This is a genomic window from Pseudomonas sp. GW822-FHT06D10 (assembly GCF_058799535.1).
Genome location: NZ_JBXALN010000008.1, coordinates 202658 through 220584, shown reverse-complemented (window position 1 = coordinate 220584; position 17927 = coordinate 202658). Strand labels below are relative to the sequence as shown.

The window sequence follows — 17927 nt, the reverse complement described above, 5'->3', positions numbered from 1 at the left end:
GCCCGGCTGCCTGATAGCGCGCCGGGCTTTTTTATGGGCGCGGATCAGGCCGCCTCGACGTAGAAGTCCAGCATGCTGACGCCCGTCAGCAGGTCTGTTTCCGGCAGGTCCGCGTGCTGGTGCCCGCCCAGGGCGCAATACACCAGCCAGTGCCGGTCCTGCACGTTGAACGCCAGGGCGCCCACCAGCGCCTGCTGTTCTTCACTGGGGGCGATCAGGTAAAGGCGGTCCTGGTTTTCGGCGTGCAGCATGACAAGCTCCGTGGGTTTCGAGGGGCGACAGACTGGCTTGTTTAGATGACGAAAAGATGACGCTTTAAATTAATGGACCGGCGTCTCGTTACTGGTCGGAAAGCTCCCCGCGTTTTGTCGGGGATTGAGTAGAATCCGCGCCGCGGGTGCACTCGACGGCCCGTATACGGCTTTCCTCCGAGGTTCATGATGTCGCTGCAACTGATCTGGTCGATGTTCAACGCCCATCCCGCCAAACTGATCAACCTGCTTGCCCTGCTGTTCGCCTGCCCAGGCAGCTGGCTGCTGCACGCCACCCGCCGTCGTGAACTGCGGGCCCTGGCCAATCTGGCCGTGCAGAGCGAGGGACGGGCGGTGGATCAGCCGCTGCTGATGCTGGATCCCGCAACCTTGCGCATCAATAGATTTTTCTACCGCTTCGGCTTCGCCTGCCTTGGCCTGGCGTTGCTGGTGTCCTGGATCAGCACCCGGTTCTGATCAACCCCCAGGTTGCAGAAACGACAACGGCGCCCGCAGGCGCCGTTGTGCTTTCCAGTCCGGCCGTTACAGCGCCAGACCGGCCTTGACCCGATACTGGTTGCGCACCGGATTGGCGTATTGCAGTACTAGGTACGGCCGGTGTTCTGCCGGGCAGGCATCCAGCCGGCGCTGCCATTCCTGTTCGGCCTTGGCCAGCTCCTGGGCCGGGAAGACCTCGGCGGCCGTTGGCACCTGCAGTTGTGGATCGGCATCGCTCCACTGGGCATAGGCCAGGTAGTGCACCGGGAACAGGCGGTAGCCGCCGAGGATCTGCCGGTCCATTTCCATGGCCAGTTGCTTGGTGTCCTCGAAGGATTCGCTGATGGGCGCGGCGAAGTTCACGTGGACCCGGCCTTTATAGCCGGTGATGCCCTTGGCGATGCTCACGTCATCCTCGCCTGGTGCCTTGGTATAGGTGCCGGTGGTGGCGCGGATGTACAGCTCGCGGGCCTTGGCCTGGTCGCAGGGGTCGTATTCGTAGCTGATGGACACCGGTGTCAGGTTCAACGACTGGATGACCTCGCCGAACGGCTCGTCCTTGCGGCTCATGTGGAACATCTTGAGGATCGCCGACTCGGTGCGATCGTCGCCATCCTTGGCCCGGCCCTCGGCCTGTGCGATCCAGATCGACTGGCCGTCGTTGCGGATCGAATGGTTGATATAGGCCGACAGCAGCTGGTAGGCCGCGAGCTTTTCCCGGCGACCGCTGATGGAACGGTGCACGATGAAACTCTTGTTCAGACGCATCAGGTCGCTGACAAACGGCTTCTGCAGCAGGTTGTCGCCAATGGCGATGCGTGGCGTCGGCAGGCCGGCGTGGTACACCGCGTAGTTGACGAAGGCCGGGTCCATGACGATGTCGCGGTGGTTGGCCAGGAACACATAGGCGGTGCCCGACTTGAACTGCTCGACGCCGGTGTAGGTCACGCCGTCGGTGGCCCGCTCGATGGTGTGGTCGACGTAGAATTCGACCTTGTCCTGCAGGGTGGCCACCGAAGTGACCCCGGCAAACTCACGGCGCAGGCGGTGAGCGATCAGGGGTTTGAGCAGCCAGCCGAAAGTCTTGGCAAAACGCGGGAAGCGAAAGTGGGTGAGGATATCTAGAAACGCCTTGTCACCGAGCAGCCGGGCCAGCACCGCTGGTACTTCGCTGTCGTGGTAAGGTCGGATGGCATCGAATTCGCCCATCATGCTCTCTTGTTAGAAACGGCTAGGGTAAGAAAAGGTTCGGATCGAAAAAAAGCCGGGCACGGTCTGAAAATTCAGCTCAAACAAAAAAAGCCCTGCAAATAGACCGGCGATTATACGCATAAGTCACTCTGGAGACGGCGATGCTGGAAACCGACCATTATCAGTGCCCTTACTGTGGCGAACAGGCAGAGGCGGTGCTGGACCTGTCTGGCGGCGACCAGACCTATATCGAAGACTGCCCGGTGTGCTGCCGGCCCATTGTATTCACCCTGCAAACCGACGGTCGGGAATGGATGCTCGACGTTCACAGTGAAAACGACTGAATGGGGAGTGGCCCTTATGCAGCGCATCTACGAGCCGGAAAACCTGCTGGAAGGCGAGTTGCTCCAGTGCATGCTGGCCAGCGAGGGGATCGAGGCCCATCTGCAGGGGCGCGATCTGTTGGGCGGGGCAGGGGAGCTGCCGCTGTTCGGGCTGCTGGGGCTGTCGGTGGAAAACCACCAGGCGCAACAGGCGCGAGAGCTGATCGCTGCGTACAATGCGGCCCTGCCGTTGCCCTTTGATGAACCGGACAATTTTGCCGGGGTGCTGGTCTGTTAGGCTGAGCGCCGATTTGCCGAGAGTTGTATTGCCCCATGTGTGGACGTTATGCCCTGTTTCGCTGGAACCCCGCGTTTGCCGCCTTGCCGGGATTTCCCGCCGACCAGAAGGCGCAGTGGAACATCTCGCCCAATGATTCGGTGCTGATCCAGCGCGCGGAAAACGGCCAGCGCACCCTGGCCCGGGCCCGCTGGGGGCTGACACCGCCGTGGCTCACGGACCTTTCCCGGACGCCCGCCCATGCCCGGGCGGAAACCCTGGCGGAGCAGCCGATGTTTCGCCAGGCCTTTCGCGAGCGGCGCTGCCTGCTGCCGGCCAATGGTTTCTACGAATGGCGCGGCGGCACCCGCAAGCGCCCCTACTGGCTGACGCCGGGGGAAGGTTCGTCGATCTTTTTTGCCGCGATATGGGAGGCCTACCCGGTGCAGGAGCAGGTCTGGCTGAGCACTGCAGTGGTAACCCAGGCGGCTTCCAATCTGCGTCGCCCGCTGATCCTCGATGCCGCCGGCCAGCAAGCCTGGCTCGATCCAGAAACCCCCTTGCATGCCCTGCAAGCCTTGCTGGCCAGCCCGCCGGCAGCCCTGCGCGAGCGGGTCCTGGCCAACCTGGTCAATGACCCCAAGCTCAACGGCCCCGAGTGCCTGACCCCCGCCTGAAGCATCAACTGCAGGAGCTGGCTGCAGGAGCTGGCTTGCCAGCGAAGAGGCCCCTGGTTTGCTGTCCAAGCCAGGATCGCTTTCGCCGGCAAGCCGGCTCCTGCAGGTCCGTGATTAGACTTTGAACTGGTTGATCAGGCGTCGTTGCTGTTCGGCGAGCTTGGTCAGCCCGGCGCTGGCCGCACTGGACTCATCGGCGCCGCCCGCCACTTCATTGGCCACCTGGCCGATATTGATCACATTGCGGTTGATGTCCTCGGCCACCGCGCTCTGCTCCTCGGCGGCGCTGGCGATCTGGGTGTTCATGTCGTTGATCACCGACACCGCCTGGGTGATGGTTTCCAGGGCCTGGGCCGCCTTGGCCGCGTGTTCCACGCTCTGGTCGGTCTTGTGCTGGCTGTCCTCCATTACCCGCACCACTTCCCGGGTGCCCTGCTGCAGTTGCTGGATCATCGACTGGATTTCTTCGGTGGCCTGTTGGGTTTTCTGCGCCAGGTTGCGCACCTCGTCGGCAACCACCGCAAAGCCCCTGCCTTGCTCGCCGGCCCGCGCCGCCTCGATTGCCGCGTTAAGCGCCAGCAGGTTGGTCTGCTCGGCAATCCCGCGAATGGCGATGAGGATGGCGTTGATGTTCTCGCTGTCCTTGGCCAGGGTCTGCACCACGCCCACCGCACGGCCGATTTCCTCGGCCAGGGCGCCGATGGCGCTGGAGGTGTCGCGCACGATCTGCATGCCCTGGCTGGCGGCCTGGTCGGCGTGGCTGGCGGCTTGCGCGGCCTGGGTGGCATTGCGCGCGACGTCCTGGGCGGTGGCGGTCATTTCGTGCACCGCGGTGGCTACCTGATCGATTTCAACCATTTGCTTGTGCACGCCCTGGTTGGTGCGAATGGCGATGTCTGCGGTGTGTTCCGAAGAATCGCTGACGCTCTGAACCGAGGTCACCACTTGGCTGATCATCGCCTGCAGCTTGGCCAAAAAGGTGTTGAAGCCTTTGGCGATGGAGCCCAGCTCGTCAGCGCGATCGCTGGTCAGGCGTCGGGTCAGGTCGCCTTCGCCCTGAGCGATGTCGTCGAGCATTGCCACCATCTGCCGCAGCGGCCGGGCAATGCCGTGGCCCACCAGCCAGATCACCAGCAAGCCGAGGCCGGCAATCACCAGCCCGACCATGGCCATGCCGAAGGTGTCGGCCTTGCGTTGTTCGGCCAGGTCACCTTGCAGTTTGTCGAGGTCGGCCATCACCGCGCTCAGCGGCAGTTGCAGCATCAGGGTCCAGTGCGCATCGGTCTGGCCGATGCCGAAGGGCAGGTACAGGCTGATGGTGCCGTTGGCCTGGTCGACGTCGTAGGTCACTTCGCCGCGCTTGAGGCTGGACAGCTTGGTCAGTGCGTCACTGCTGAGCACGTCGCTGACTTTTTCACCGAACTTGCTCGAGTCCTTGGTATAGGCGACCAGGCGACCGTTACCGCCGATCAGGGCCATGTGCCCGGCGCCACCGTAGAGCTTCTGGTTGGCGCCCACCAGCATGTCCTGGATGAAGTTCACTGACAGGTCGGCACCCACGATGCCCTGGAACTTGCCGTTGAGCAGGATCGGCTGAATAAAGGAGGCCAGCATCACCACCTTGTCGCCGACCTTGTAGGGAGCGGGATCGATGGCGCAAGGCTTTAGGCTGTCCTGGGAGCAGAGGTAGTACTCGCTGGCGCGCACGCCGGTGGAAAGCAGGGTCCGATCATTGACGTCGGCCAGTTTGTCCAGGCCCAGGCTGCCGTCTTCATTGCGGAACCACCAGGGCAGGAAGCGGCCGTTTGCTGCATCGATACCCACCACCGAGGTGCCTACGTAGGCAGCGTCGTCATGGTCGATGGCGCCGGGTTCCCAGCCAATGTACGCACCCAGGATCTTCGGGTTCTGGGTGACGTTTTCCTTGATCAGGGCAATCAGCTGTTCACGGCTCAGGCTCAGCCCGGCATGGCCTTGCGGGTCCTGGGTGCCCATCAGCGCATTGACCCGCACCAGGCCGCCGGCGATCAGCAGGGGCGCTTCCAGTTCGCGCTGGATCTGGCTGACCTGGGTCTGCGCCAGGCCGCTCAGGCGTTGTTCGATGACCTGTTCGAACTGGGCCTGGGTACGGTCTTGCACCATCTGCTGGGTCCTGGCCCCGGAGAACAGGGCGTACAGCACCAGGGCTGCAACCACGCTGAGAACGATGGCGCCGGCCAGGGCGGCGACGGAAAACTGGATCGACTTGAACTTCATAGAGGCTCCGGGCGCAGGAATTTAGGTCTGCCGAGCTGTATCGGCCGCTGCAGCGCTGGCCATTAGCCTTACACGGAAAAATGACTGTTTCAGGGAGCTTGATGTCGTTCTTGGCGAGCTGTGGGGGTAACCCGGGCGGGATTTGCGGGAGGAATGAATTTTCTCCTGCAAGGCAAATATGTATCTGAAATGCGACCGATTGCTGTTTTTACATCTGGCGCGGATACATTTCCGCCCTTAGGATACGCGCCACGTTTTCAGGGAGGTTTCATGATGAAGAAGTCATTGGTCGTATGTGCATTGAGTGCCGCAGTGCTGCTCAGCGGTTGTGAAACGGTCAATACCACCAGCGGTGGCGTGGTCGGTGTGGATCGCAAGCAATCCATGTTCAGCATGGTTTCCAGCGCTGAAGTGAACCAGTCCTATGCCCAGTCCTATCAGCAGACTCTGGGTGAAGCAAGCAGCCAGGGCGTACTGGACAAGACCAGCGCCAACGCCAAGCGCCTGCAGGTCATTGCCAACCGCCTGATTGCCCAGGCGCCGACTTTCCGCCCCGACTGCGCGCAGTGGAAATGGGAAGTCAACCTGATCAAGAGCGACGAGCTCAACGCCAACTGCGGTCCTGGCGGCAAGATCATTTTCTACTCCGGGCTGATCGAGAAGCTCAAACTCACCGACGATGAAATCGCCGCGGTCATGGGCCATGAAATTGCCCACGCCCTGCGCGAGCACGGTCGCGAAGCCATGTCCAAGCAGTACGCGGTCGGTGCCGGCAAGCAGATCGCCACCTTGTTCGGCGTTCCGCAGGAAACCGTAGCCCTGGGTGACAACGGGGTGAACCTGCTGATGACCCTGCCCAACAGCCGCGAGAATGAAAACGAAGCGGACCTGATCGGCCTGGAACTGGCCGCCCGTGCCGGTTACAACCCGAATGCGGCCATCAGCCTGTGGAACAAGATGGGCCAGGCTGCCGGTGGCTCCGCGCCGCCCGAGTTCATGAGCACTCACCCGGCTTCCACCAGCCGTATCGCTTCCTTGCAGGCGGCGATTCCCAAGGTGATGCCGCTGTATCAGGCCGCCAAGAAGTCCTGATCCCTTCGCGTCATTGTCGATGACGCTGTCGCCGACAAGCCGGCTCCTACGGGTTGCGTAGGGCCAGCTTGCCGGCGATTTCTTTTATACCCAGCCGCTGATCTGCATGGCCTTGTACACCGCCACCACGGCGAGGATGAAGAAGGCCGACGCCGCCAGGCGACGGATCAGGGTCAGGGGCAGCTTGTCTGCGGCGAAGTTGCCTGCCAGGACCACCGGTACGTTGGCAATCAGCATGCCCAGGGTGGTACCGATGATCACCAGCCACAGGTCCGGGTACTGCGCCGCCAGCATGACGGTGGCGACCTGGGTCTTGTCACCGATTTCTGCCAGGAAGAAGGCGATCAGGGTGGTCAGGAAAGGGCCGAACTTGCGTGCGGTATTGGCTTCGTCGTCGTCCATCTTGTCCGGTACCAGGGTCCACAGCGCGGTGGCGGTGAAGCTGGCGGCGAGGATCCAGTGCAGGGTCGAGTCCGAGAAGAAGCTGCCGAACCAGGCGCCTACCGCACCGGCCGCCGCATGGTTGGCCAGGGTCGCGGCAACGATGCCGGCGATGATCGGCCAGGGTTTGCGAAAACGTGCGGCGAGAATCAGGGCAAGCAGTTGCGTCTTGTCGCCGATTTCGGCCAAGGCAACGATTGCGGTGGGAACGAGCAGGGAGTCCAGCATCATCAGGGTTTTCCTAAGGGGCGGGTCGACACGGCTATGACACGTACAGCCTTCCCGCCCCGGGTAAGGTGTGCGTGTCATAGGTCTTGTCAAACCCTGCGGTCCGTCTGTGCGGACTCTTGGGTCGCATGCGCCATGGTCTGTTGACCAAGTATGTTGACGCATGCCGGACGAGCGTGGCGCTCGTGGGAGACTACTCCCCTAGGACGGAGCGGATTCTGCCTAGGCAAAACCCTTTCGGCAAGCCTTGTTTGCGAAAAAGGATTTCAGCCGCGCTTGGCCCGATAAATGCGAAAGCCCTGGCCTTCGGCCTTGATCGCACAGGGCCCCAGGTGCTCTTCGATCAGCGGCTGGTAGCGCAGGAAGCTGTTGGCAACTACTCGCAGTTCTCCACCTTTTTGCAGATGTTTGGCTGCTTTTCGCAGCAGGTTTTCCGTTGCCTGGTAGTCGGTATGGACCCCGGTGTGGAAGGGCGGATTGGTCAGGATGCCGTTCAGCCCCATGGGCGCGGCGTCGATTCCGTCACCGGTCAGCACCTCGGCTTCCAGGCCGTTGGCCGCCAGGGTCAGGCGGCTGCTGGCGGCGGCGAAGGCGTCCACATCCAGCAGGGTCACGCGGCTGTCCGGGTAGCGGCGTTTCACGGTGGCCCCTAGCACTCCGGCACCGCAGCCGAAGTCCAGCAGGTGGCCGGCGGGCAGGTGGTCCAGGTGCTCCAGCAGCAGCGCGGTGCCGCGATCCAGCCGGCCATGGCTGAACACCCCCGGCAGGCTGATGACTTTCAGCGGGCCTTCGGCCAGCGGCAGTTCGTACTCCTGGGCCAGGCTCTGCAGGGTGAGCGGTTCGGGAGCATTGGCCACCGTGACCTGCCACAGCTGGCAGTGCCGGGCGCTATCGAGCTTGCGCGGCTTGCCGAAGGGGTTGAGTTGCTTGGCCGCACTCTCCACGCCGCTGCGCTTCTCGCCCACCAGGTACAGTTCACGCCCGGCCAGGCGCGAGGCCAGGGCGTTGAGCAGGTAGTCGGTCAGGTCCTTGGATTTGGGCAGGAACAGCACGGCGCTGTCGAAGGATTGGGCCGGTGCGTCTACGCCAAAGTGACTGCGGCCGGGAAAGCGCGCCTCCAGGGCTGCCTGGTCGCCGGCGTGCCAGCTCCAGCCCCGGGCATTGGGCAGGCGGCCCAGCAGATCGTCGGCGGCCAGGCCGGCCAGCAGCAGTGAGCCTTGAAACAATTCAGCCTGACGCAACAGTACTTCACTGCGTGTGTCCATGATCCGCCCCCGAAAAAAGTGGCGAAGTTTATCAACTCACGACCCGCAGCGGGGCGCCGCTGAAGAAGGCGTGGGCGTTTTGCGTCAATTGACCGACGATTCGCTGGCGGGCCTCGCGGCTGCCCCAGGCGTTGTGTGGAGTGACGATCAGGCGCGGAATGTCGCCGGCCAGCAGGGGGGTGCCAGCCACCGGGGGTTCGACGCTGAGCACATCGGTGGCCGCACCACCCAGGTGACCATTGCGCAATGCATCGGCCAGGGCCTGTTCATCGATCAGCCCGCCGCGGGCGGTGTTGACCACCAGGGCTCCGGGCTTGAGCAGGGCCAGCTCCGGGGCACCGATAAAGTGGCGGGTGTGCTCGTTGAGGGGGCAGTGCAGGGTCAGGGCGTCCACTTGCGGCAGCAGTTCCTTCAGCGGCAGGCGGTCCGGGCGGGTCGGGCGGCCTGGAATCTGCCCCAGCAGCACACGCATGCCAAAGGCTTCGGCCAGGCGGGCCACCGCGCTGCCCAGTTCGCCATTGCCCAGCAGGCCCAGGGTCTTGCCCGCCAGTTCGATGATCGGGTAGTCCAGCAGGCAGAACTGACTGGCCTGTTGCCAGCGCCCGGCGGCCACGGCCTGTTGGTAATCGGCGACCCGGGTGGCCAGGTTGAGCAGCAGCATCAGGGTGTGCTGGGCCACCGAGGGAGTGCCGTAGCCCTGGCAGTTGCTGACGGTGATCCCCTGCTTGCGGGCTGCGGCCAGGTCGACATTGTTGGTGCCGGTGGCGGCCACCAGGATCAGTTGCAGGTCGGGGCAGGCGGCCAGGGTTTCGGCTGTCAGTGCCACCTTGTTGCTGATGGCCACCTGGGCGCCCTGCAGGCGTTCGGTGACCTGTTCCGGCGCTGTGTGGGCATGTACTTGCAGAGAGCTGAAACTGTCATGCAGCGCACCCAGGTCCAGGTCACCGAGGTCCAGTGAGCTGTGATCGAGGAAGACGGCGCGGCGATTGTTAGTCATGAACTGTACCTTTTGCACGAGGGTTCTAAGGCGTAATCTGCCGAGCCTAACAGATGAAATAATTAGACATACACAGGAGCCTGCATGTACTTCACCGAGTTCTTGACCGTTGCCCTCATCCATCTTCTGGCAGTGGCCAGCCCCGGCCCGGACTTCGCCGTGGTGGTGCGTGAAAGCGTGACCCACGGCCGTCGAGCCGGCACCTGGACCGCGCTGGGCGTGGGCTGCGCAATCTTCCTGCACGTGGGTTACTCGCTGCTGGGGATCGGCCTGATCGTTTCCCAGTCCATCGTCCTGTTCAACGCACTGAAGTGGCTGGCAGCGGCCTACCTGCTGTACATCGGCTACAAGGCCCTGCGTGCCCAGCCGGCCAAACCGGCGGCCGACGACTTGCACAAGGAGGCCGGGGTCCGCACCGCGCGTGGGGCCTTCACTTCAGGCTTTGTCACCAATGGCCTGAACCCCAAGGCGACGCTGTTCTTTCTCTCGCTGTTCACCGTGGTGATCAACCCGCATACGCCGCTGGCGATCCAGGCCGGGTATGGCGTGTATCTGGCGGTGGCCACCGCTGTGTGGTTCTGTCTGGTGGCCATGCTCTTCAGCCAGCAGCGGGTTCGTGCCGGCTTTGCCCGCATGGGCCACTGGTTCGACCGCACCATGGGCGCAGTACTGATCGCCATCGGCGTGAAGCTGGCCTTCACCGAGATGCATTGATTGCGCTGAGCTGATTCAGGGCCGCCACGTAATGCCGTGGCGTATCCCCGAGCAAACGGCAGAACATCGCGCTGAAGGCCCGGGCGCTGCCGTATCCCAGCGAGTCGGCCACGCTGTGCACGCTTTCCCCGGCGAGCAGGCGTGGCAGAGCTTCCATCAGGCGCACCTGCTGGCGCCAGGCATTGAAATTCATCTGCACCTGCTGCTGGAACAGCCTCGCCAGGGTTCGTGAACTGGCGCCGACCTGCTGCGCCCAGTCTTCCAGGGTGTGGGGGTGATCCGGGGTCTGTATCAGGGTCCGGCAGATGGCTTGCAAGCGCCGGTCCTGGGGCATGGGAATGTGCAGCGGAAGGTTTTCCAGGGCGGCGATTTCTTCCAGCATCAATTGCTGGATCAAGGGGTTTTCCGCTTGTTCCGGACCTTGCACGGCACGCAGGATCAACTCCCGCAGCAGCGGTGTGACCGCCAGGACGCAGCATTGGCGCAATGCGGGCGCTGACAGCTCCGGGTCGATGAACACAGAGCGCATGCGCACCTCGCCGACCATGAAGATTTCATGCTCCACCAGTGGCGGGATCCACACCGCCCGGCTCGGTGGGATCACCCAGGCGCCCTGGGCGGTGACCAGGCGCATGGTGCCGCAGGCGGCGTAGAGAAACTGCGCCTCGCGATGGCGGTGCAACGGTTGGTGCGCGGCGTCGGGGTAGTCCCGGGGATAGGCGCTGACCGGCCCATGGTGGAAGTGGTCGATTAACATGTCCGGTCCAATGACTTTGTTGTCAGAAATGCGGTGGATTGCCAAATTAGCATAGGCGGCACAACAACCAACCCCCGGTGTGTCGCCATGAATCAAGCCCGAAACGTCATCCGCTACGTCAACGCCGCCCATGTCATCGATCACATGTTCATGCTGATCTTTCCCGCTGCCGTGCTGGGCATGACCCAGGCCTTTGGCCTGGACTATGCCGGGCTGATCGGTCTGTCCCTGGGCGGTTTCATCGCCTTTGGCGCCTGTTCGCTACCGGCCGGTTGGCTGGGGGATCACTGGAGTCGGCGGCAGATGATGCTGCTGTTCTTCTTCGGCATCGGTGGCGCCTCGATCCTCACCGGGCTCAGTAATAGCCCGAGCATGCTGGTGATCGGGCTGACCCTGATGGGAATATTCGCCGCTATCTATCATCCGGTCGGCACCGCGATGCTGGTGGCCTATGCGCAGAATCGCGGGCGCGAGATCGGCATCAACGGTATGTGGGGCAACCTCGGCGTGGCCTTCTCGGCCTTGATTACCGGCTTGCTGGTGGCGCGGTTCGGCTGGCGCTCGGCGTTCATCCTGCCAGGGGGCGTGGCCATCCTTCTGGGTGTCGGCTTTGCCTGGCAGGTGCGTGACGAGCCTGCCCCCGCACGCGCCCATGTGCCGCTCAAGGGCAAGGGCGGGCAGCAGATCTCCATGCTCCTGGTGTTCGGCGTGCTGGCCCTGGCCACAGCCACTGGCGGGGTGGTCTTCAACGCCACCACCATGACTTACCCGAAGCTGTTCCAGGAACGCCTGCATGAACTGTTCACCTCGCCGCAGACCCTGGGGGTGGTGGTCAGCCTGGCCTATGCCTTCGGCGCAGTGGCGCAGTTGTTGATCGGCCGGGTATTGCACCGCTTCAGCCTGAAGTGGCCGTTCATCATTTTGACCCTGCTCCAGGCCCCGTTGCTGCTGGCGATGGCCGACAGCCAGGGTTGGGGCGTGATCGTCCTGGGTGCGGCCTTCATGTTCGTGGTGTTCGGCCAGGTCACGGTGAACGATGCCATGGTCGCCAACTTCGTTGCGCCCCAGTGGCAGTCGCGAGTCTTCGCCTTGCGTTACTGCTTGTCGTTCGGTGCCAGTGCCACGGCGATTCCATTGATTGCTCTGGTGGAACCGCGTCAGGGCCTGAGCGGCCTGTACCTGGTTCTGGCGGGTGTCGCGGCGCTGACGTTTGCCGCGGCGCTGGCCTTTCCCCGCACCCCCGCGGAAGCGGCAGTGGGGCAAAGCGCCTGAGGTCGTGCAGGGCCGTAACAATACTGGCCTGAAGCTAGTATTTGTGCGGCCCTGCAAATCATTCCTTTGGCTGATTTAGCGGGCGCGCAGGAGCTCTAGAGTGGTTATCCTCCAGTCACGACCGAGCCGTCAGAAAAGGGATTCTTATGTTGCAGACTCGCGTTATTCCTCCCGCCGAAGGCGCCTACCAATACCCACTTCTGATCAAGCGCTTGCTGATGTCCGGCACCCGCTACGAAAAAACCCGCGAGATCATCTACCGTGACCAGTTGCGCTACACCTATCCGACCCTGATCGAGCGGGTGGCGCGCCTGGCCAATGTGCTGACCGCGGCCGGGGTCAAGGCGGGGGACACCGTGGCGGTCATGGACTGGGACAGCCATCGCTACCTGGAGTGCATGTTTGCCATCCCGATGATCGGTGCGGTGATCCACACCATCAACGTGCGTCTGTCGCCGGAGCAGATTCTCTACACCATGAACCATGCCGAGGACCGCTTCGTGTTGGTCAACAGCGAGTTCGTCGGCCTGTACCAGGCGATTGCCGGGCACCTGACCACGGTGGAGAAAACCCTGCTGCTCACCGATGCCCCGGAGAAAACCGCCGAGTTGCCGAACCTGGTGGGCGAGTACGAGACCTTGCTCGCCGCGGCCAGCCCCCAGTACGCGTTCGAGGATTTCGACGAGAACTCGGTGGCCACCACCTTCTACACCACCGGCACCACCGGCAACCCCAAGGGCGTGTACTTCACCCACCGCCAGCTGGTGCTGCACACCCTGGGGGTGTCCACCATCATGGGGGCCATCGACAGCGTGCGCCTGCTGGGCACCAACGATGTGTACATGCCCATCACCCCGATGTTCCACGTGCACGCCTGGGGCTTGCCGTACGTGGCCACCATGCTCGGGCTCAAGCAGGTCTATCCCGGGCGCTACGACCCGGAGTACCTGGTGGAGCTGTGGCGCCGGGAGAAGGTCACCTTCTCTCACTGCGTGCCGACCATCCTGCAGATGGTGCTCAATGCCAAGGGGGCCCAGGGTACGGATTTCGGCGGCTGGAAGATCGTCATCGGCGGCAGTGCGCTGAACCGCGCGCTGTACGAGGCGGCCAAGGCCAAGGGCATCCAGCTGACGGCTGCCTACGGCATGTCGGAAACCGGACCGCTGGTGTCCTGTGCACACCTGAACGATGAACTGATGGCGGGCAGCGAGGACGAGCGCACCACCTACCGCATCAAGGCCGGAGTACCGGGGCCGCTGGTGGAGGCGGCGATCATCGATGCCGAAGGCAACTTCCTCCCGGCGGACGGCGAGGCCCAGGGCGAGCTGGTGCTGCGGGCGCCCTGGCTGAGCGAAGGTTATTTCAACGAGCCGCAAAAAGGCGCCGAGCTCTGGGAAGGCGGCTGGCTGCATACCGGTGACGTGGCGACCCTGGACAGCATGGGGGTGATCGACATCCGCGACCGGATCAAGGACGTGATCAAGACCGGTGGCGAGTGGATCTCCTCCCTGGACCTGGAGGACCTCATCAGCCGCCACGTGGCGGTACGTGAAGTAGCAGTGGTGGGCATCGCCGATCCGCAGTGGGGCGAACGCCCATTCGCCCTGCTGGTCATCCGCGAGGGCCATGAGATTGGCGCCCGCGAGCTCAAGGAACACCTCAAGCCCTTCGTCGAGCTGGGCCACCTGAGCAAGTGGGCGATTCCCAGTCAGATCGCCCTTGTTACTGAAATTCCCAAGACCAGCGTTGGCAAGCTCGACAAGAAGCGCATCCGCGTCGACATCAGCGAGTGGCAAGCCAGCAACAGCACCTTCCTCTCCACGCTCTGAGCGTCCCCGGCCGTGCCCGCTCGGGCACGGCACGCCCACCCGGCAAGCCTTTGCCTTGTGCTCACGGATTTTTCAGTCATTCTTGCCGCGCCGTTTTTCAAAGGTTATGGCAAAGGGCTGTTCCAGTGCGGTGGGTGGCTGCAAATCACACTTTAGAGGGATCAAGCAGTAATCCCTGCTGGATATAGTCCGTTCACGGATTTTTCTGAACAACGGAGCATTGTGGGGTGCTCGCGCCACGCAACTTCGGAGCCGGGACAAGTGTTCATTCAACCGGTATTCGAAGCGTTTTCAGAAAAGCGTACTGCCATAACAATAATGCACATGGAGTAGCGTCGATGACATCAGCAAACCAGTTCTGGCGCCGGGCGAAACTGCCCCTGGCCGTCGGTCTCGCCTCCACGCTCGCCGGGCCGGCATTCGGCGTCAGCTTCAACATCGGTGAAATCGAAGGCAGCTTCGATTCGTCCCTGTCGGTGGGGGCCAGCTGGTCGACCGCCGGGCGCAACAAGGACCTGATCGGGGTCAACAACGGCGGCAAGGGCCTGTCCCAGACCACCGATGACGGCCACTTGAACTTCAACAAGGGCCAGACCTTCTCGAAGATCTTCAAGGGTATCCATGACCTGGAATTGAAGTACGGCGATACCGGTGTGTTTGTCCGTGGCAAGTACTGGTATGACTTCAAGCTCAAAGACGAAGACATGGACTTCAAGAACATCAGCGACAACAACCGCAAGGAAGGCGCCAAGTCTTCCGGCGGTCAGATCCTCGATGCCTTCGTCTATCACAACTACTCCATTGCCGATGAGCCAGGTTCGGTGCGCTTCGGTAAGCAGGTGGTGAGCTGGGGCGAAAGTACCTTCATCGGTGGCGGTATCAACTCGATCAACCCCATCGATGTGTCGGCGTTCCGCCGTCCTGGCGCCGAGATCAAGGAAGGCCTGATCCCGGTCAACATGTTCTACATCTCCCAGAACCTGACCGAGAACCTGTCAGCCGAAGCCTTCTACCAGCTGGAATGGGACCAGACCGTTACCGATAACTGCGGCACCTTCTTCTCGCAGCCGGACAACATTTCCGATGGCTGTGACGACAACCTGCGCCTGCTGGCCAAGCGTTCGACCATCACCGCCACGGCGCCGGGGCGCGCGGCCCTGGCCGCGATGCAGGCTCGTGGCGTCGACGTCAACGAAGAAGGCACGCTGGTGCGCCGCAGTGGCGACCGCGATGCCCGTGACAGCGGCCAGTTCGGCGCGGCGTTCCACTACAACTTCGAGCCGCTGGACACCGAGTTCGGTGCCTACTTCATGAACTATCACAGCCGGGCGCCGATTTTCAGTGCCACGGCAGCTCCACAGTCGGCTTACGACATCGCAGCAGGATTCGGCACCCTGGCGCCGGTATGGATCGCCGGTAATTCGAAGTACTTCGTTGAGTATCCAGAAGACATTCGCCTGTACGGCTTGAGCTTCTCCACCACCCTGCCTACGGGGACCGCATGGAGTGGTGAAATCAGCTACCGGCCGAATGCGCCTGTGCAACTCAACTCTACCGATATTCTCTATTCCGCCGTTCGACCTCTGAAGGGGGCATACACCAACGCCTCTCTGCTTGAAGGTGTAGCGGGGCAGGACCTCAATGGCTATCGCCGCAAGGAAATCACTCAGTTCCAGACTACCTTCACGCACTTCTTCGATCAGGTCATGGGCGCCAGCCGTCTGACGCTGGTAGGGGAGGTGGGGGTTACCCACGTCGGTGGCCTTGAGAGCAAGTCGGATGTCCGCTATGGACGTGATCCGGTGTTTGGTCCTGGCGCCTTGCCAGCCACCGGCGGGCAAAACACCTGTCGTGCGCTTAACTCCACCACCATCGCCGGTGCGGGTCCTGGTGCAGATGCCAGCAATGTCAGCGCCAACTGCAACAACGATGGCTTCACCACCGCCACCTCCTGGGGCTACCGCGGCCGTGCCATCTGGGAATACCCGGATGTGTTCGCTGGTGTGAACCTCAAGCCGAACGTGGCTTGGTCCCATGACGTCAAGGGTTACTCGCCAGGTCCTGGCGGCAACTTCGAAGAAGGCCGCAAGGCCATCAGCCTGGGGCTGGATGCCGAGTACCAGAACACCTACACCGCGAGCCTGGCCTACACCAACTTCTTCGGTGGCGACTACAGCACCGTGGATGACCGGGACTTCCTCGCCTTGAGCGTTGGCGTGAACTTCTAAGCACACTGCATTTTCAGGAAGAACAACAATATGAAAATCACCAAGAGTCTGTTGCACGTCGGTGTGCTGGGACTGTCACTGCTGGCCACCGGGGTCATGGCCGCGGTCTCGGCCGATGAAGCCGCCAAGCTGGGTACCAGCCTGACGCCGATGGGCGCGGAAATGGCCGGCAATGCCGCCGGCACCATTCCGGCCTGGAAGCCACTGGCGACCAATGCTGGCACCGTGGATAGCAAGGGTTTCCTGTCCAACCCCTACGGCAGCGAGCAGCCGCTGTTCACCATCACCGCGCAGAACGTCGAGCAGTACAAGGACAAGCTGGCGCCGGGGCAGTATGCGATGTTCAAGCGCTACCCGGAAACCTTCAAGATGCCGGTCTACCCGTCCCATCGCGGGGCCACCGTGCCGGCTGACGTGTTCGCCGCGATCAAGCGCAACGCTACCAGCACCAACCTGGTGTCCGGCGGCAACGGCCTGGAGAACTTCGAAACCGCGATTCCGTTCCCGATCCCGAAAAGCGGCGTGGAAGTCATCTGGAACCACATCACCCGCTATCGCGGTGGCAGTGTGACCCGCCTAGTGACCCAGGCTACGCCACAGGCCAACGGCTCCTACAGCCTGGTGTACTTCCAGGACCAGTTCGTGTTCCGCGACAAGATGAAGGACTACGATCCGAAAAACCCGGGCAACATCCTGTTCTACTTCAAGCAGAAAGTGACCGCGCCAGCGCGCCTGGCCGGTGGCGTGCTGCTGGTGCACGAAACCCTCGACCAAGTGAAGGAGCCGCGTTCGGCCTGGGTCTACAACGCGGGTCAGCGCCGCGTACGCCGCGCCCCGCAAGTGTCCTATGACGGCCCGGGTACCGCTGCCGACGGCCTGCGTACTTCCGACAACCTGGACATGTACAACGGTGCGCCGGATCGCTACGACTGGAAGCTGGAAGGCAAGAAGGAGATGTACATCGCTTCCGACAGCTACAAGCTCGACTCGCCGACCCTGAAGTACGCCGACATCATCAAGGCCGGCCACATCAACCAGGACCTGGCTCGCTATGAACTGCGCCGGGTCTGGCATGTGGTGGCAACCTTGAAGGAAGGCCAGCGCCACATCTACGCCAAGCGTGACTTCTACATCGACGAAGACACCTGGCAGGCCGCGGTGATCGACCACTACGACGGTCGTGGCCAGCTGTGGCGCGTGGCCGAGGCTCACGCCGAGAACTACTACGACAAGCAAGTGCCGTGGTACGCCCTGGAAACCCTCTACGACCTGCAGTCCGGCCGTTACCTGGCCCTGGGCATGAAGAACGAAGAGAAACAGGCCTACGACTTCGGTTTCACCGCCACCACCAGCGATTTCACCCCAGCCGCCCTGCGTCAGGACGGGGTTCGCTGAGCCGCTGCAAATAGAGGCCGCATCCTCGGAAAAAGCCCCGACCTGGTTCGGGGCTTTTTTTTGCCTGAGGCCCGGCCTTGGAATCCATCGGGGTACAGACGGTTTTCTCTAAGCTAATTAGCCACTTAATCAATAAATAAACGAAATATCCTTCAATCATTCGGAGTTATCTGACCAATTTGCTCATAGTCTTTTTCGCCCGAATGGTCGCAAAAATCTTCAACAGGTGGCCTTTT

General features: G+C 62.5%; 17 protein-coding genes, 1 pseudogene and 1 riboswitch. Of the genes and pseudogenes, 10 read left to right on the top strand and 8 right to left on the bottom strand.

Going from position 1 to position 17927, the window contains the following annotated elements:
• Positions 1–44: 44 nt before the first annotated feature.
• Entirely contained in the window at positions 45–251 is a 207-nt protein-coding gene (locus AC1RL5_RS25445) for a hypothetical protein (protein ID WP_011063378.1), read from the bottom strand.
• A 189-nt stretch (positions 252–440) separates the two neighbouring features.
• Between AC1RL5_RS25445 and AC1RL5_RS25440 the strand changes: the two genes are divergently transcribed.
• Positions 441–728 (top strand): hypothetical protein, encoded by a 288-nt coding sequence (locus AC1RL5_RS25440; protein ID WP_015636955.1) that lies wholly within the window; start codon positions 441–443, stop codon positions 726–728.
• A 66-nt stretch (positions 729–794) separates the two neighbouring features.
• Here AC1RL5_RS25440 and AC1RL5_RS25435 read toward each other — a convergent pair whose 3' ends face one another.
• Positions 795–1961 (bottom strand): 1-acyl-sn-glycerol-3-phosphate acyltransferase, encoded by a 1167-nt coding sequence (locus AC1RL5_RS25435; protein ID WP_015636954.1) that lies wholly within the window; start codon positions 1959–1961, stop codon positions 795–797.
• 140 nt (positions 1962–2101) lie between these two features.
• Here AC1RL5_RS25435 and AC1RL5_RS25430 point away from each other — a divergent pair, with 140 nt between their 5' ends.
• From AC1RL5_RS25430 to AC1RL5_RS25420, 3 genes are read left to right on the top strand one after another with little or no spacing between them, the layout of a single operon-like run.
• The gene (locus AC1RL5_RS25430) at positions 2102–2284 is read left to right on the top strand and encodes a CPXCG motif-containing cysteine-rich protein (RefSeq protein ID WP_011063375.1); all 183 of its coding nucleotides are present in this window, start codon (positions 2102–2104) and stop codon (positions 2282–2284) included.
• A 16-nt stretch (positions 2285–2300) separates the two neighbouring features.
• Positions 2301–2561 carry a putative signal transducing protein gene (locus AC1RL5_RS25425; protein ID WP_011063374.1) on the top strand — a complete coding sequence of 87 codons (261 nt, stop codon included), beginning with the start codon at positions 2301–2303 and terminating at the stop codon, positions 2559–2561.
• Between the two features lie 35 nt (positions 2562–2596).
• Entirely contained in the window at positions 2597–3217 is a 621-nt protein-coding gene (locus AC1RL5_RS25420) for an SOS response-associated peptidase (protein ID WP_011063373.1), read from the top strand.
• A 114-nt stretch (positions 3218–3331) separates the two neighbouring features.
• On the opposite strand, the gene AC1RL5_RS25415 is transcribed toward AC1RL5_RS25420, so the two are convergent.
• Positions 3332–4075, bottom strand: coding sequence for a methyl-accepting chemotaxis protein (locus AC1RL5_RS25415; protein WP_370059449.1), 744 nt, complete (start codon positions 4073–4075; stop codon positions 3332–3334).
• Positions 4076–4186: 111 nt separating this feature from the next.
• Positions 4187–4384 (bottom strand): annotated as a pseudogene (locus AC1RL5_RS25410) (HAMP domain-containing protein); the annotation flags it as partial.
• 1362 nt (positions 4385–5746) lie between these two features.
• Here AC1RL5_RS25410 and AC1RL5_RS25405 point away from each other — a divergent pair.
• The gene (locus tag AC1RL5_RS25405; protein ID WP_011063371.1) at positions 5747–6565 is read left to right on the top strand and encodes a M48 family metallopeptidase; all 819 of its coding nucleotides are present in this window, start codon (positions 5747–5749) and stop codon (positions 6563–6565) included.
• Positions 6566–6649: 84 nt separating this feature from the next.
• Here AC1RL5_RS25405 and AC1RL5_RS25400 read toward each other — a convergent pair whose 3' ends face one another.
• From AC1RL5_RS25400 to AC1RL5_RS25390, 3 genes are all read right to left on the bottom strand, one after another.
• Positions 6650–7234, bottom strand: coding sequence for a TMEM165/GDT1 family protein (locus AC1RL5_RS25400; RefSeq protein WP_011063370.1), 585 nt, complete (start codon positions 7232–7234; stop codon positions 6650–6652).
• A gap of 91 nt (positions 7235–7325) precedes the next feature.
• A riboswitch (yybP-ykoY riboswitch) is annotated at positions 7326–7449 on the bottom strand.
• A gap of 51 nt (positions 7450–7500) precedes the next feature.
• The gene (locus AC1RL5_RS25395; RefSeq protein WP_011063369.1) at positions 7501–8499 is read right to left on the bottom strand and encodes a methyltransferase; all 999 of its coding nucleotides are present in this window, start codon (positions 8497–8499) and stop codon (positions 7501–7503) included.
• Between the two features lie 31 nt (positions 8500–8530).
• Entirely contained in the window at positions 8531–9496 is a 966-nt protein-coding gene (locus AC1RL5_RS25390) for a 2-hydroxyacid dehydrogenase (protein ID WP_492589883.1), read from the bottom strand.
• Positions 9497–9580: 84 nt separating this feature from the next.
• On the opposite strand from AC1RL5_RS25390, the gene AC1RL5_RS25385 reads away from it, so the two are divergent.
• Entirely contained in the window at positions 9581–10210 is a 630-nt protein-coding gene (locus AC1RL5_RS25385) for a LysE family translocator (RefSeq protein ID WP_011063367.1), read from the top strand.
• On the opposite strand, the gene AC1RL5_RS25380 is transcribed toward AC1RL5_RS25385, so the two are convergent.
• The gene (locus AC1RL5_RS25380) at positions 10194–10967 is read right to left on the bottom strand and encodes an AraC family transcriptional regulator (protein WP_072450933.1); all 774 of its coding nucleotides are present in this window, start codon (positions 10965–10967) and stop codon (positions 10194–10196) included. The two genes, AC1RL5_RS25385 and AC1RL5_RS25380, sit on opposite strands and share 17 nt — an antisense overlap.
• 87 nt (positions 10968–11054) lie before the next feature.
• On the opposite strand from AC1RL5_RS25380, the gene AC1RL5_RS25375 reads away from it, so the two are divergent.
• The 4 genes from AC1RL5_RS25375 to AC1RL5_RS25360 all read left to right on the top strand — a co-directional run bounded on the left by AC1RL5_RS25375 (position 11055) and on the right by AC1RL5_RS25360 (position 17691).
• Positions 11055–12239: an MFS transporter gene (locus AC1RL5_RS25375; protein ID WP_492589881.1), complete on the top strand. Its 1185-nt coding sequence runs from the start codon at positions 11055–11057 to the stop codon at positions 12237–12239.
• A 146-nt stretch (positions 12240–12385) separates the two neighbouring features.
• Positions 12386–14068 carry a fatty acid--CoA ligase gene (locus AC1RL5_RS25370; protein WP_072450931.1) on the top strand — a complete coding sequence of 561 codons (1683 nt, stop codon included), beginning with the start codon at positions 12386–12388 and terminating at the stop codon, positions 14066–14068.
• Positions 14069–14406: 338 nt separating this feature from the next.
• On the top strand, positions 14407–16296 hold the full coding sequence (locus tag AC1RL5_RS25365; RefSeq protein ID WP_072450930.1) for a DUF1302 domain-containing protein: 1890 nt from the start codon (positions 14407–14409) through the stop codon (positions 16294–16296).
• Between the two features lie 30 nt (positions 16297–16326).
• Positions 16327–17691 (top strand): DUF1329 domain-containing protein, encoded by a 1365-nt coding sequence (locus AC1RL5_RS25360; protein WP_011063362.1) that lies wholly within the window; start codon positions 16327–16329, stop codon positions 17689–17691.
• Positions 17692–17927: the final 236 nt, after the last annotated feature.